Origin of the sequence: Halorubrum shenae (assembly GCF_051194165.1) — an archaeon.
In the GTDB taxonomy this organism is placed as follows: Archaea; Halobacteriota; Halobacteria; order Halobacteriales; family Haloferacaceae; genus Halorubrum.
Genome location: NZ_JBLZNI010000013.1, coordinates 13,288 through 27,477, shown reverse-complemented (window position 1 = coordinate 27,477; position 14,190 = coordinate 13,288). Strand labels below are relative to the sequence as shown.

Genomic DNA, 14,190 nt, shown 5'->3' with positions numbered 1-14,190 from the left:
CTGAGCGATTGAAGATAAAAACATCAACTGCTGAGAGTTTCAACAGAGCCTCGGCGAGGTAACTGTATCGACTGCGAGGTGGACATACGTATTGAACAACCCAGTTGAGACTCTGTCAAATGACAACCACTATCTGTTATTGGAATGGTGTGTTAGCCGTATGCCCTCCAAAACAGCGGCTGGTGCTGCACCGTTGATCACGGGAATTCTGCTCGCATTTCAATCAGCAGGTGCGATAATCGAAAGCGGGCTTTCGCTATGGTCAGTTCCCGGCTTCGTTGGTGGTTGTGCTGGAATCGTCATTGGTCTCGGAATTCTGCTTGAATGGAATACACTCGGACAAGACCCTACAGAGCAGAAGCGAGCTTCTGCGGCTCTTCTCGGGATCGCAACTACCGCGTTCTTCGTCGGTACAGCAATCGCTATCGCGTAGACCGGGTAGAACCACCACCACGTCCGTTTCGGATGATCAGATTCCCCGACAAAGTAATTTGGTCAAGTAGTATCGAACGCTATCACATCCTGCTGTACCTACTGATTTCCTCTGAATTTGTTGGAGGGTGTGAAAACAGTTCCATGCCGCCTTCTGTGTATTTACAACTGGAAGATCTCGTCGGACACAAACACCCGGACCCAGGTAGTGGTCGTGGTATCGGTATGCCTTGCTGACTCGCGTCCGGTAGTATGTCGTTCAGCCCGACACCTCCCCGCCGCCACTTACGGATCCACCCATAAGCGAACTGTCGGAGTCGCCAAAGATCGTTGTGACGTTCTGTCTGTCGTGTCGAATAATGACCTGCCACGGATCATCACCGGCTGGGATCCGCATGGAAGCGTTGTAACGGACGGTTGTATCCTGATGTGTACCACCGGGGCAATCCGTCGTGTTCGGCGTCTCCTCGGTGGTGATCGAGAGGAGATACGTGGATTCGTTGAGTCGCTCGAACGTTGGATCCCCGACCGTATGCGCGCGGGAGGGAAGCGAGATGTTCTGGGTGTACGTGATTCCGGTGTTCGCTCCGCCACCACGGATCGATGTCGAACTGTTCGCGGTGGGGTCATCGGTGCAGTAGATTCCGGCCGTGTCGAATTCCTCAAGCGCAGGCGGTTGGCGTTGCTCGCCGTCGAGTACCGTCGAAAGCTGCCCGACTGCGAGTCCCGCGCCGATTACTCCGATGACAAGCACCAGCGCGATCACGATGAGGCCCGCGACGATCGACCGTCGGTTCATACCTGTTGTCTCGGGGCCACTGATAAACCAGGTCCGATGAATCAAATCAGTCTTTTACTAAATTCCGGCGCTGAGTTCCCGTCCTCAAGGAGCGAGCCGCGTCAGCGGCGGGTGAGTGGCACAGTCGTTCACAATGTAAGGTTCAGCGCTCGCCTGAGCCGACGCGTTTTATATTCCTCCGAACCGCGATACGGTCGTGACGCTCGATCCGATCCACGTCGAGAACATCGCGCAGCTCGCGTACGGCATCGCGAGCGACGTGGACACGACCGATCACGACGACCTCGCGGGCCGGGTGTGGCGCGACTGGCTCCCCGAGCTCCGCCGCGACGGGCGGGTCGTGATCGAGCCGCTCGACGAGCACGAACGCCGGCGAGCCCCGATCGACGACGCCGCCCTCACCGACCGTCCGTTCGAGACGGTACACGGCCTCGACTCCGGCACGATCAACCCGACCACCTTTAAAAACGGGCTCGTCGTCGACGTGGCCCACGCCGCGATGGCGAGCGCGCCGAGCGACCTGGACCTCCACCGCGACCGGACGATCGTCGCGACCGTCCACGCCGGCGACTCGACCGCGAGCTTCGACGGCGAGTGGCGCGAGCGCGACGACGGCCACACCCGTCAGCGCGTGCTTCACGCCCCCCGGGTGAACCGGTACGCCGAGGGGGTCGTCCACGCGCTCGCCTTATACCTCGCCGAGGGGACCCACGCGCTCGACCACGCCGACGAGGTCGACGACCTGCTCGTCCTCGACGGTCCGATCTACCCGAAGGAGCTGTTCACGTGGGACGACCGCAACCCGGAGCTCGGCGCGCTCGCCCGCGAGGCGAAGCCCCGCGCCGTGGTCGAGAAGTACGTCCGGCTCGTCGAGCGGTTCGTCGAGCGCGACGTGCCGCTGGCCGGCTTCGTGAAGAACCCCTCCAGCGGCACGATCGTCCGCGCGCTGGCCCGGAAGGGCGTCGAATCACCGTGGCCCGACGACACGGCGCTTTTCACCCGACTTCTCGAACGGCGCGAGGACGACGGCTCCGCCGGCGGCGACTCCGTCGGTAACGCTTCCAGCGGCCGACCCGACCGGGTCGACGACGAGCTCACGTTCACCACGTGGTTTCACAGCCGCGGCGGCGTCGATGCGACGATGGCCGCCGACGGCGACGCGCTGGGGATCGAACGCGCGCTCGACCCCGAGCTGTACGAGCCGACGTTCATGGTCGTGTACGACCCCCGGACAGACGTGACCTACAAGCTGGAGGCGCCGTACGCGTTCGCTCGCGACCCGTCGATCCGCGACCGGCTCACCCGGCAGGTCCTCGCCGACGTGGCGACCACCCGCGGGCCGCCGGAGGCCGTCGCGAAGGCCGACGAGCTGGCGCGGATCTCGGCGAGCGAGAAGGCCGCGCTCCGGCGGAAGTTCGAGGAGCGCTTCGACAGCGACCAACAGGCGACCTACGACGACCGGCGGTGGGGGAAGGAGCCGTATTAGCCCGCACTCGGGACGGTTCCGCTCAGCGGGGGGTCACAGCGCGCCTCGGAGGAGCCCCGCGAAGATGATCGCGTTGTACAGCCCGTGTGCGAACCCCGGGACCAGCACGTTGTCGGTTTTCTCGTAGAGGACGCCGAGGATCGCACCGAGGATCACCGTCACCCCCATGTACGCGACCTGTTCGACGACGGTGCCCTCGACGTTCCCGTGGAGCGCGCCGAACATGAGGGCCGCGATGAGGATCGCCGGCGCGGCGCCGAACGAGCGCCGGAGCCCGCCCTGGACGACGCCGCGGAGCAGCAGCTCTTCCGCGGGCCCCACGACGAAAAACGAGACCGCGATCATCGCGCCGTAGTAGACCACCGGGTCGCCGGGGGCCATCGTCGCCGGGTTCTGTCCGGTCCCGAACCCGAACTCGCGAAGCGTGAGGAGGAGCCCGATCTGGAGCCCGTAGAGAACGACTGCGGACCCCACGATGAGCCCGACCTCCCGGAGCGACGGGCGCGAGACCGACACGAGGTCCCGCTGGTCGGTGATCAGGAGGTAGCCGACCACGGCCGGGAGGAAGCCCACGAAGCTGGCGACGGTCCGGAGCAGGGTGAACGCGTTCGTGTCGGGCGCGACGACGCCGACACCGACCGCGGCCGAGGTGGCAAGTTGGGCGATCAGGCTGGCGACGACGAGCGCGAACACAAGTGCGAACACGGCGCTCGCAGCGTGGACCAGTCGATCGATCGGCACCGGGAAGTCGTCTGTCATCGACGGTGATTGGGCGCACGGCGTGTTAGGCGCTCCGGAAGGCTACAACGCGGGGATCGGGGCGAACGGCCGCAGTTAGGAGCCGTCGATCCGCAGCTCGCGCTTGTCGGCCACGGCGTCGGCCTCGGGGAAGTCGCCGCCGCCGAGCAACCCGCGCGCCGCCTTCTTCCCCCACTCGACCGCGGGCTGGGTGAACGTCGACACGCTCGCGAGCTCGCCGTACAGGATGCAGGCGGCCTCCATCTCGTACAGCAGCTCACCGAGGCTCCGCTCGTCGACAGAGTCGATCTCGACGCGGAGGTTCGGGACGCCCGCGGCCGCGAGGCTCGCCTCGGTCGCCTCGAACTCGGCGTCAAGCAGGTCGCCGAGCGACGAGCCGCCGAGGTACGCCAGCCCGTCAAGGTTGGTCTCCGGAATCTCGGTCTCGGCGCGCTCGGTTGGCCGGATCAGAGAGACGAGCTTGTCCGGCGGGCCGGCGCGGTATAACTGGAGCTGGGAGTGCTGGTCGGTCGCGCCGAGCGCGCGTGCCGGGGTCTGCCCGAGCCCGTCCTTGCCGAGGCTCTCGGCCCACAGCTGGGCGAACCACTCGGCGAACGTCTCCAGCGACTCCGCGTACGGCATCACGGCGTTGGTGAGCGCGCCCCGCTCGGCGAGCGCGTACGTCGCCGCGCCGTAGGCGTAGGCGGGGGTCTCGAACAGCGAGCCCGACAGGCTCTCCATCCCGTCGCGCCCGCCCGCCAAGATCGCCTCGATGTCGTGGCCCTGCAGCGCCGGCACGGCGAGCCCGACCGTCGAGAGGACGGTGAAGCGCCCCGGCACCCCGTCGGGCACGTCGAGCGCGGGGAGGTCGTGGGCGTCGGCGAGCGCGCGGAGGTTCCCCGCCTCGCCGGTCGTCACGAGCGTGCGGTCGGTCCAGTCGACGCCCGCCTCCGCCATCGCCTCGCGGACGACGAGGAAGTTCGCGAGCGTCTCCGCGGTCGTCCCGGACTTGGAGACGACGTTGACGACAGTCTCCGAGAGCGGGAGGCGGTCGAGCAGCGCGCCGACCGCGTCCGGGTCGACGTTGTCGAGGAAGCACGCGTCCACGTCGCTTTCGAGGGCGTTCGCGAGGGTCGCCGCGCCGAGCGCGCTCCCGCCGATGCCGACGGTCAAGACGGCTTCGGGGCGTTCGAACCGGTCGGTCGCTTCGCGGATCGCGTCCGGATCGGCCGTCTCCGGGAGGTTCAGGGCGGCGTAGCCGAACTCGTCGGCGGCCATCCCGGCGGCGATCCGATCGTGTGCGTCCGCGACCCGGGAATCGAGTCGCTCCAAGGTCTCCTCCGTGAGTCCCGGTGTCGTGTCTAAGGCGTTGCCGAGGTCGACGTGCATACCGGCTGTGGGGGCGACCGGGACTTAAGAATGGGTTTCTGAGCGGAGCGCCGACGCGGACGTCGGTCCCGGGTCACTGCGGCGGACGCGGCGGCCGCAGGTCGCGCTGGAACTCGTCGAATGGGTCGATGTCGTTCGGAAGGTCGTACTCGATCTCGCGTTCGTCCTGTCTGTCGGGGAGCCGACCGTCCTCCAGTTCGTCGGCGGCCTCTTCCCACCCCGGCTTCACGCGGACGCTCCGCGCGGGCGAGCCGACGACGACGTGGTGAGCGGGCACGTCGCCCTGCACGACCGAGCGCGCGCCGACGACGCTGTTTTCGCCGACTCGGCAGCCGGCGCGCACCATGGCGTCGTAGGTGACGCGGGCGTCGTCCTCGACGACCGTGTGGAAGTTCCGGACTTCGGTCTGGTCGACAAGGTCGTGGTCGTGGCTGTAGAGGTGGACGCCGTCCGAGATCGACGCGCGGTCGCCGATCGTCAGCTTCCCGCGGTCGTCGAGGTGGACGTCGTCGTGGATCACGACGTTGTCGCCGACCTCGATGTTGTGGCCGTAGGTGACGGAGATACCCTTAAAAAAGCGGCAGTCGTCGCCGCAGTCGGCGAAGAGGTGGTTGCCGAGCATCTGTCGGAACCGGAGCGCGAACTCGACGTTGTCGGCCATCGGCGTGGCGTCGAACTGCCGCCAGAGCCACTGGAGGTACTTCGACTGTTGGAACTGTTCTTCGTCCTTCTCGGCGTAGTACTCCGACTCCAGCGTGGCGTTACACGGGTCGTACCCCTGCAAGCGGACGCGCTCGGCTCTCGACACCGACTCGCCGTCCTGCCACGCCTCCCAGCGCTCGCGGTCGCCATGGAGGTCGATCAGCGTGTCTCGGACGACCGTGCAGGTGTCCTCCTCCGAGGAGAGGCGCTCGTCCACCTCGTCGACGAATCCTCGGACCCCGGCCTCCGCACCGTCGGGCAGGGAGACGTGTCGCTTTGTCATCGTCGCTCCTTCGTTGTCATCACTCAAAGGGATTCGGTTGTGCGACGTGCGCGCCACGTCGGTTCGAGCCGATCGCCTTTTTAACCCCGTCTCGTGGTTCCCGCCCCGCGGGGGAGACCGCACCCGCTAAGTGTCCCGATCCCGTACATCGGGTATGCAACACCGCGAACTCGGGAACTCCGGCGTCGAGGTCTCTGAGATCGGCTTCGGCGCGTGGGTCGTCGGTACCGACTGGTGGGGCGACCGCTCGGACGAACAGGCGGTCGGGATGGTCGAGGACGCGCTCGACGCGGGCGTCACCTACGTCGACACCGGCGACGTGTACGGCCACGGCGACAGCGAGACGATCATCGGGAAAGCGATCGACGGTCGCCGCGACGAGGTGACGCTGTCGACGAAGATCGGCTACGACTTCTACGACAACCCGCAGGCCGGTCACGGCGAACTCCCCAAGGAGCTGAACGAGGAGTATCTCACAGAGGCGTTCGAGGCCTCGCTTGACCGGCTCGACACCGACTACGTCGACGTGCTCCAGCTCCACAACGCCAACGTCGACGAGGTCACTCCCGAGGTCCGAGACCTCCTCGCCGAGTGGAAGGCCGACGGCCGCGTCCGCGCGCTCGGCTGGGCGCTCGGCCCCTCTATCGGCTGGCTCGCCGAGGGCGACGCCGCCGTCGAGTACGAGGAGTTCGACGCGGTTCAGACCGTCTTCAACCTGTTCGAGCAGCAGCCCGGCCGGCACTTCGTGGACACCATCCGCGAGAGCGGCTCGGACACCTCGGTTATCGCGCGCGTTCCGCACTCTTCCGGACTGCTCAACGAGCAGGTGACGCCCGACACCGTCCTCGAAGACGGCGACCACCGCTCGCACCGCCCGAAAGAGTGGTACGAGACCGGCTGGGACAAGGTGGAGGCGATCCGCTTCCTCGAAGATCCCGACCACGGCAAGGGAACCCGTACGATGGCGCAGGCCGCGATCCGCTGGCTGCTCGCGCACGACGAGGTCGCCTCCGTCACGCCCACCTTCCGCGACGGCGACGATATCGCCGAGTGGAGCGCCGCGAGCGACGTCCCGCCGCTCTCCGAGGCCGAGTACGATCGCGTCGACGAGCTGTACGCGCGCGACTTCGACATCGACCGCGACGACGGGATGGACGTGCTCCGAACCTCCGTCGACGGCGACGACATCGAGGCCGCCGGCCTCGACAAGCGCGCCGCGTCGTACTGAACCGCCGACCCGCTCGCTTCTCGTCGAGATCGCTAGACTGCGACTGCTCTCTGGGCTTTTGAACCACTTTCACTGCGGCCTGTCACGCGTCTCGGTATCGTGTCGCGTGTCACCGTGGACCGTCCCGTGCGGTGACGTCACTCGTGCGGGGCGAGCCAGACGACCCGCGAACGCCGTCGCTCGCGGTCTCGAAGTGGTGGCTCGGTGGAAAACCCTCATCACAAGGGGCTCAGTGGGGGTAACACGTCGTCATGGCCACCGTCTGCAGCGTGGCCGTCGCCGGGTATAAATCTCCCGCGATGGGCCGGGCGGGAGTCGCGAAGCCGGGCTCACAATCTCTCGCCCACCTCGTCCGCGAACGTCTCCATCGCACCCTCGGGGTCGTCGCCGCGCAGGCCGACGATGACGTGATCGACCCCGATCTCGTCGAGACGCCGGAAGTACTCCCGGAACCACTCGGCACCGGCGCAGTAGCCGAGGTGGAGGTGCTCGGGCTCCGCGGTCGGGTCGTCTGCGAACTCGACGCCGACGGCGATGGCAAACGGTTTGTCGCCCGCCAGCTCGCGCCACTCCGAGACGTAGCTCCGGAGCGTCTCGTCCGGGAGGTGATAGAACAGCCAGCCGTCGCCGTGGTCGGCGATCCACTCGGTCGACTGCCGCGCGTTGCCCGTGGGCAACACCGGGAGCGTCTCCGTCGTCGGCTTCGGGAGCACGTCGAGCTCGCCGTCGAGTGTCCCCCATTCGCCGTCGACCTCGGGGAACTCCTCGCGCCAGCACGCACGCATTGCCGCGATCCGGTCACGGACCATCTCGCCCCGTCGCTCGGGGTCGACGCCGAACGCCGGGTACTCCGGGTCGCGGTCGCCGGAGGCGACGCCGAGGACGACCCGTCCGTCGGAGAGCCGGTCGAGGCTCGCCGCGGACTTCGCGAGGTGGATCGGGTGCCGGAGCGGGAGGACGACGCTCGCCGTGCCGAGCGCGACCTCGTCGGTACGGGCGGCCACGTGAGAAAGCAGCGTCCACGGGTCGAACGCCCCGCCGGCGTCGCCGAACGTGGGCCAGTAGGTCGGGACGTCCCGCGCCCAGAGCCCGTCGAACCCGAGTGCCTCGGCGCGCTCAGCGAGCCGGACCTCCTCGGTGGGATCCGGCATGCCGCGTCGCTCGCCGGTCAAGGGGAACCCGAGCCCGAACGTGAGCCCGGCGTCGCCGAACAGCCGTCGGAAGCCCGCGTTGTCGTGGCCGACGCGCTCGCCCGCATCAGGGTCCGCCATCGAGCGAGTTACTCGCCGCCGGCGATCCGACTGGTGAGCCGGTTCCGGTCAACCCTGATCTGCTCGGCGATCTCCGCGGCTTCCGCCAGCACGGGATAGCGGGGCCCCTCGGTCGATCCGTACAGATACTCGTGGAACAGGCAGGGACCCGTCCCGTTACCGAGGTCGTCGACCGTCATCGGCGGGTCGTTGAGCGTGAGCTGGCGCTCCTCGACCGCCTCGTCACACTCGGATTCGAGGTCGCCGAGTTGCTGCCAGATGTCGATCGCGGCGTCCGTCCGGTCGCCCGCGATGCCGTCGAGGTGTTCGATGAGTCGGCGGCGGCGCCGGTCGACGCGGGTTAGATCGGTCTCGAACCGCGACAGCGCGTCGATCTCCGTCTCTATCGCATCGGACAGCGATAGCCGGGCGTCGGCCGCCCGCCGGCTGCGTCGCACGAGCGCCGATTGCGCTCCGGGCGAGAGGGTGCCGTTGGAGGCCAACGCGGCGGTCGTGTCTGGACCCAACTCGGCGGCGAGGCTCTCGGGTATCGTCTCGTCGTACTCCTCCCTGTAGTGCGGTAGCGCCATCACCGTATCCCGGTACGCCGCGAGCACGCGCCGCAACCGGACGTCGGTGCTCCCCCCTCCGTTGGCTGTAGAGACTGTGCGGACCGCGGCCGTCGGTCCGTCGAACGCCAGTGTGGTCGCCGAGGCGGGTGCAGGGTCGAGACCGGCGACGCGATCGGCGAAGTCGTTGAAGGCGTCGCGCTCGTCGAGGACTCGCGTCCGCTCGCTGCGGCAGTCCTCCTTGGCGCCGCGGACGTACGCCAGTGCGACGAACGCGACGAGACCGGCGAGGACCACCGCGGTGATAGCGCCGGGGTCGCTCGCGATCGCGGTGAGGTCACACGAGACGCTGGTACACTCCGCCGACGGCTCCGCGCCTTGGATCCGAAAGACCCCCGCGGCACCTTGTCTCGCGCTCATTGTTTGCGTTAACACGTCACACGTACAAAGTGCTTGTGGCGGATCTCGATACCTGAAACAACGGTTTTCGGATCCGATAGCTCACTACGATCTCGGTGACGGTGGTAGGTTCACCGGTGTCCCGACTACTCGACGACGCCGTCGTCGGTGATCACGGTGTCGATCATGCCGATCGGGGTCGCGTCGTAGCTCGGGTTCTCGATCGTCACGCCCTCGACGGGCTCGCGCATCACCTCGACGGCGTCGCGGAACTCGTTTTCGAATCGGAACTCCTCGATCCGTTTCGCGCCGGAGCCGACTGCGGTCACCGGCACGCCGAGCTCGCGTGCGGTGACGACCAGCGGGAACGTCCCGACGCGGTTGTAGTACGTGCCGCCGGTCATACACGTGATGCCGAGCAGGACGCGGTCGCAGTCGCGGAGGGCGTACCCCATCGCGCTGTCGACGACCATCCGGGTGTCGACCCGGGCGATGCCGGCGAGGACGCGGGCCGTCTTTCGACCGAGGGTGCGCGGGCGCGCCTCCGTGACGTACACCGTCAGATGGGCGCCGTCGCGGGCCGCGTTCTCGATCGATTCGAGCACCGTCGTCGAGTAGTCGTGGACCAGCAGGGTGTCGCCGTCCTCGATGCGCTCGGCCGCGTTGGCGGCGGCCTCTCCCTTCGCGGTCTCGATGTCGTCGACGACGCGGTCGATAGTCTCTTCCAGCAGCTGTTTGGCGTCCTCGACGCTCGTCGCCTCGCTGATGATAGAGCGCTCGACGTCGCGCATCGCGTTGTGAAGCGCGGCGTGGGAGGGGTTCGACCGCCGCAACACCCCGGCGTTGTGTTCGAGGTCGCGCTCGAACTCGTCGACCGTCCTGTACTCGCGGTCGAGGAGTTCCGCGAGCGATCGCGTCGCCTTTACGGCCACCGCCGAGGTGCTGTGGGTCCGCATCGCCCGGATCTCGGCGACCGTCTCGTCAATCATACCCGGAGAGTCGTCGCCCCAATTCAAAGGGGTTCCGGGGTTTGGTCGGACTACTAGTGCGTGAATCCAACTGACCGATACCGACGTGAAGAGCGCAGCGAGTCGCGCGAGTCCTCGCGGCTAGCGCTCTGGAGGTCTTCACCACGGAGTCACCGATCACGGACTACCGAGCGGCTGGGGCTTCGCAGATGTACTCCACGGAGCTCGCGTCAACGGCGTATCGAACGAAACGCGAAACAGAAAGCCGGTCAGAGACGTCTCAGGCGTACTTCGCGACGACGTTCAGCACGTTGTCGAGCTCGTCGCCGTCGAGCGAGTAGCGCTCCTGGGCGAACACCGAGCGCAGCTCGGTCCGGTCCTCGGGCAGGAGGTCCGTGATCTTCACCGCGGTCGGCAGGTCGATCTGCTCGAGCTCGGTCAGCTCCTCGACCAGTTCTCGCGACTCCTCGGCGTCGAGGTGCGCGAACCGGTTGACGTGCTCGATCGCACGGGCGAGCTCGTAGCGGAGGTCGCGTTCCTCGTCGTCCGCGCGGTCCGCTTCGATCTCCACGAGGATCTGCTTCGCCTCGGAGGTGGTGATGTACTCCTCGTCGAGTTTCTCTTTAAATATCGTCATCTCGGGTCAGTTCTGCTGCGCGCTCATGTGGGCGGCGGTGACGATGAGCGTCTTCGTCTTGCCGCCGTCCGAGATTTCGACTTTGAACGCGGAGCCCTGCTTGCCCAGCACTGTGCCTGTGCGGCCGTCGAAGCGCGGGTGGAAGCGGCCCTTCTGGACGCTCGGGTCGATCTTGAGGTGGACCTGCGATCCCTCGTCGAACTCCTGGATCGCTCGCTGCGGCGGCGACGTGCCGCGGTCGCGGGGTTTGTTCGAGAGCTTGTCGCGGGTCGCTTTCTGGGGCCCATTGGAACTCGGCATGGTCTTGGGCGTTGTTCCGCTGCCGCGGTTATAAATGGTGCGTTACGGGCCTCGACCGGGAGCCGGTAGCACACTGGTGCCGTGGTGCTTCGTCGCCGACGCCGCCGAGCCGAGACTCTCCTGCCACCGGCGTCACGCCGCCCCCGAGATAACCCCACGTCACCCCACCTTTCGAAAGGGCTAATCCCTTGACTCCCTACCATGTTGATAATGAGCCACCAACTGCCGGACGTGCAGGCGTCGGCACCCGACGTGACCGTTGGGCTCTCGCAGGTCGGGGTCACCGGAGTCGAAAAGCTCGTCAAGCTCGCGCGCGGCGACAAACGCCCCATCGTCCTCATGGCGGAGTTCGAGGTGTTCGTCGACCTCCCCAGCGGCCGCAAGGGGATCGACATGTCGCGGAACCTCGCGACGGTCGACGAAATCCTCGAGGACATCACCCGCGAGGAGGCGTACCGCGTCGAAGACGTCTGCGGTGACGCCGCCGAACGACTCCTCGAGAAACACGACTACACCACCACCGCCGAGGTGTCGATGTCGGCCGAACTCGTCACTCGCGAGGACACGCCGGCGTCCGAGATCGAGACGCAGAGCACGGCGACGATCGTCGCCAGCGCCACCGCGACCGAGGGCGGCACCCGAGAGGAGATCGGCGCCGAGGTCACCGGCATGACGGTCTGCCCCTGCTCGCAGGGGATGAGCGAGTCCCGCGCCCGCGACAAGCTCGCCGAGCTGGGCGTCGACGAGGAGACGACCGAGGAGTTCCTCGACGCCGTCCCGCAGCCGGGCCACTCCCAGCGCGGCCACGCCACGCTCACCGTCACCACCGACGGCCACCCCGACATCGATCTCCGAGACCTGATCGACGTCGCCCGCGACTCGATGAGCGCCCGGATCTACAACATGGCGAAGCGCCCGGACGAGGATCACATGACCTACGAGGCCCACGCGGACGCGAAGTTCGTCGAGGACTGCGTCCGCGCGCTGGCCGAGGGTACCGTCGAGGAGTTCGATCACCTCCCGAACGACGCCGTCGTTCACATGAAACAGTCGAACGACGAGTCGATCCACCAGCACAACGCCCACGCCGAGCGCGAAGTCACGATGGGCGACCTGCGAGATGAGCTGGACGCGGCATAAGCACGGTCGGGTCTTCACTCGCGGAAAACGGGGGTAGCGGCTCTGTGAGAAGTTCGACAGTGGCGTTGACACGGAAACAGACTGAAACAGACCGAAACAGACGACCCCGCAGTGAAACCGCGTCGAAGCGAACGAGCTACGACGACGACGGCGACATCTCGATGTTGAGACTTTTCTGGACGAGCTGGGTGAACGCCATCGAACACAGGAAGTACCAGACGATCCACATCTGCATCGGACCGATGATCCCCGTGTCCCACGTGACCGTTCCGGCGAGCGGAACCACCAGCTCTTCGGCGGCGATGGCGGGATACTCGGCGGCGGAGCCGCGGTAGCCGATCACCCAGAACATCCAGAGGAACGCCGGGATCGTGAGGAACATGATCCACACCATCGGGCGGAACTGCTCTTTGAACATCCCGAGCTGGTCGCCCATCGCGTCCATCTGCTCTTCTTGGATGGCGTCGAGCGCCTCCTGATCGTCGCGTTCCTTGGCCTCCTTGCGGCGGTCCTGGATGTCCTTCATCCGGTCTTGGTATGCGCTCATCTTCTCCATGTCCATGAGTCCCGCGCGCAACAGGGTCGAGTACAGCCCCGTCGCGAGCGCGATCACCATGATCACGACGTAGAACGGAACCACGTTGAGGAGCGGCCCCAACACGAGGTCGAAGGCGCCGGCGATCACGTTGCGGACCGGGTTGACGGCGTAGCCGACGAACGCGCCCAGCGTCGCGACTCCGGCGATCTTGTCCCACTTTGTCCACGTGGTCGTCTCCGGGGTCTCGACGTCGCTGCTGGAGATGTCACCGTCGTCGTCGTCCTCCAGCCCGGCCTCGATGGCGTCGCGGTCTGCCAGCGCGAAGCCGGTGTCGCCGTCGATGAGAATCTCCTTCTCGATGAGCCGGCCCCACTGGCCGCTCGTGATATCGTCGCGGACGTCGATCCACTGGACCTCGCCGTCCGTGGCGCTATCGAGGACGACCTCGACGGCGTCTCGCATCTCGCCGTCGTCGCCGACCAGCGAGCGGACTCTTCGTTCGACCTTACTCATTACTGGTCGGTTGTCGGTCGACGGTTAAGAACCTTGCAGGATCGCCGGCGGTCGAGTCGCTGTCGCGAGACCGGCGAGTCGCCCTACTCGTCGAGCACGTCGCGGATGCGCCCGAAGACCTCGTCGGGCGTCGCCTCACCGTCGATTTCGACGAGAGCGCCCTCGTCGCGGAAGTGGTCGATGACGGGCTCGGTGTTCTCGTAGAAGACCTCGAGTCGCTCGCGGGCGGTCTCCTCGGTGTCGTCCTCGCGCTGGATCAGGTCGCCGCCGCACTCGTCGCAGACGCCCGCCTCCTCGGGCGGCTGGAAGTCGACGTGGAAGTTCGCGCCGCAGTCGTCGCACACCCGCCGGCCGGTGAGTCGGTCGACGAGGACCTCCTCGTCGACGTCGAGGTAAAACACGGCGTCGAGGTCCGTGATCTCCGAGAGATACTCCGCCTGGTCGAGGTTCCGCGGATAGCCGTCGAGCACGAACCCGTCGGCGTCAGCCAGTGCGGCCTGGACGATCTCGTTGACGACCGGGTCCGGGACGAGCTCTCCGGCCTCCATGAACGAGCGGGGCGTCCCGTACTCGGTCTCCATGTCCTTGTTCGCGCGGAGCGCGTCGCCCGTGGTGACGTGTTCGACGCCGTACTCCTCGGCGAGTTTCGCGCTCTGCGTGCCTTTTCCGGCGCCCGGCGCTCCCAACAGAAGGATTCGATGACTCATACTGCAGCGCTCACTCGCCGCACGTAAAGGCTTGAAGATCCCGGCTAACGCTACGTGATTCCCCGGTCGGCCGCAGAGACGCTCTGCAACGTCACAGGCGGTTTCCGAACCG

15 protein-coding genes are annotated in these 14,190 nt (G+C 66.7%); 4 read left to right on the top strand and 11 right to left on the bottom strand.

Annotation, left to right across the window (positions count from 1 at the left end; translation table 11 throughout):
• Positions 1 to 160 precede the first annotated feature (160 nt).
• Positions 161 to 433, top strand: a complete 273-nt coding sequence (locus tag ACNS88_RS13515) for a hypothetical protein (protein WP_435098676.1) — start codon at positions 161 to 163, stop codon at positions 431 to 433.
• Between the two features lie 258 nt (positions 434 to 691).
• On the opposite strand, the gene ACNS88_RS13510 is transcribed toward ACNS88_RS13515, so the two are convergent.
• The gene (locus ACNS88_RS13510) at positions 692 to 1,231 is read right to left on the bottom strand and encodes a hypothetical protein (RefSeq protein ID WP_435098674.1); all 540 of its coding nucleotides are present in this window, start codon (positions 1,229 to 1,231) and stop codon (positions 692 to 694) included.
• Between the two features lie 196 nt (positions 1,232 to 1,427).
• Between ACNS88_RS13510 and ACNS88_RS13505 the strand changes: the two genes are divergently transcribed.
• The gene (locus ACNS88_RS13505; protein WP_435098672.1) at positions 1,428 to 2,717 is read left to right on the top strand and encodes a DNA double-strand break repair nuclease NurA; all 1,290 of its coding nucleotides are present in this window, start codon (positions 1,428 to 1,430) and stop codon (positions 2,715 to 2,717) included.
• Between the two features lie 33 nt (positions 2,718 to 2,750).
• On the opposite strand, the gene ACNS88_RS13500 is transcribed toward ACNS88_RS13505, so the two are convergent.
• The 3 genes from ACNS88_RS13500 to ACNS88_RS13490 all read right to left on the bottom strand — a co-directional run bounded on the left by ACNS88_RS13500 (position 2,751) and on the right by ACNS88_RS13490 (position 5,829).
• On the bottom strand, positions 2,751 to 3,476 hold the full coding sequence (locus tag ACNS88_RS13500; protein ID WP_435098670.1) for a CPBP family intramembrane glutamic endopeptidase: 726 nt from the start codon (positions 3,474 to 3,476) through the stop codon (positions 2,751 to 2,753).
• Between the two features lie 75 nt (positions 3,477 to 3,551).
• Positions 3,552 to 4,844 (bottom strand): phosphoglucose isomerase-related protein, encoded by a 1,293-nt coding sequence (locus ACNS88_RS13495; protein ID WP_435098668.1) that lies wholly within the window; start codon positions 4,842 to 4,844, stop codon positions 3,552 to 3,554.
• Positions 4,845 to 4,917: 73 nt separating this feature from the next.
• Positions 4,918 to 5,829, bottom strand: coding sequence for an acyltransferase (locus tag ACNS88_RS13490; RefSeq protein ID WP_435098666.1), 912 nt, complete (start codon positions 5,827 to 5,829; stop codon positions 4,918 to 4,920).
• Positions 5,830 to 5,983: 154 nt separating this feature from the next.
• Here ACNS88_RS13490 and ACNS88_RS13485 point away from each other — a divergent pair, with 154 nt between their 5' ends.
• Positions 5,984 to 7,057, top strand: a complete 1,074-nt coding sequence (locus ACNS88_RS13485) for an aldo/keto reductase (protein WP_435098664.1) — start codon at positions 5,984 to 5,986, stop codon at positions 7,055 to 7,057.
• A gap of 329 nt (positions 7,058 to 7,386) precedes the next feature.
• Here ACNS88_RS13485 and ACNS88_RS13480 read toward each other — a convergent pair whose 3' ends face one another.
• From ACNS88_RS13480 to ACNS88_RS13460, 5 genes are all read right to left on the bottom strand, one after another.
• Positions 7,387 to 8,328, bottom strand: coding sequence for an LLM class oxidoreductase (locus tag ACNS88_RS13480; protein WP_435098662.1), 942 nt, complete (start codon positions 8,326 to 8,328; stop codon positions 7,387 to 7,389).
• A gap of 8 nt (positions 8,329 to 8,336) precedes the next feature.
• The gene (locus ACNS88_RS13475) at positions 8,337 to 9,296 is read right to left on the bottom strand and encodes a DUF7260 family protein (RefSeq protein ID WP_435098659.1); all 960 of its coding nucleotides are present in this window, start codon (positions 9,294 to 9,296) and stop codon (positions 8,337 to 8,339) included.
• A gap of 125 nt (positions 9,297 to 9,421) precedes the next feature.
• The gene (locus tag ACNS88_RS13470; RefSeq protein WP_435098656.1) at positions 9,422 to 10,264 is read right to left on the bottom strand and encodes an eIF2B alpha/beta/delta subunit family protein; all 843 of its coding nucleotides are present in this window, start codon (positions 10,262 to 10,264) and stop codon (positions 9,422 to 9,424) included.
• A 259-nt stretch (positions 10,265 to 10,523) separates the two neighbouring features.
• Positions 10,524 to 10,880: an RNA polymerase Rpb4 family protein gene (locus tag ACNS88_RS13465; RefSeq protein WP_435098653.1), complete on the bottom strand. Its 357-nt coding sequence runs from the start codon at positions 10,878 to 10,880 to the stop codon at positions 10,524 to 10,526.
• Between the two features lie 6 nt (positions 10,881 to 10,886).
• Positions 10,887 to 11,180, bottom strand: coding sequence for a 50S ribosomal protein L21e (locus ACNS88_RS13460; protein WP_435098650.1), 294 nt, complete (start codon positions 11,178 to 11,180; stop codon positions 10,887 to 10,889).
• 210 nt (positions 11,181 to 11,390) lie between these two features.
• Here ACNS88_RS13460 and mptA point away from each other — a divergent pair, with 210 nt between their 5' ends.
• Positions 11,391 to 12,320 (top strand): GTP cyclohydrolase MptA, encoded by a 930-nt coding sequence (mptA, locus tag ACNS88_RS13455; RefSeq protein ID WP_435098647.1) that lies wholly within the window; start codon positions 11,391 to 11,393, stop codon positions 12,318 to 12,320.
• 136 nt (positions 12,321 to 12,456) lie between these two features.
• Here the strand turns inward: mptA and ACNS88_RS13450 are convergent, their stop codons facing one another.
• A complete protein-coding gene (locus tag ACNS88_RS13450; RefSeq protein WP_435098644.1) occupies positions 12,457 to 13,371 on the bottom strand; it encodes a DUF106 domain-containing protein in 915 nt (304 codons plus the stop codon).
• An 83-nt stretch (positions 13,372 to 13,454) separates the two neighbouring features.
• Positions 13,455 to 14,078 carry an adenylate kinase gene (locus ACNS88_RS13445; protein ID WP_435098642.1) on the bottom strand — a complete coding sequence of 208 codons (624 nt, stop codon included), beginning with the start codon at positions 14,076 to 14,078 and terminating at the stop codon, positions 13,455 to 13,457.
• Positions 14,079 to 14,190: the final 112 nt, after the last annotated feature.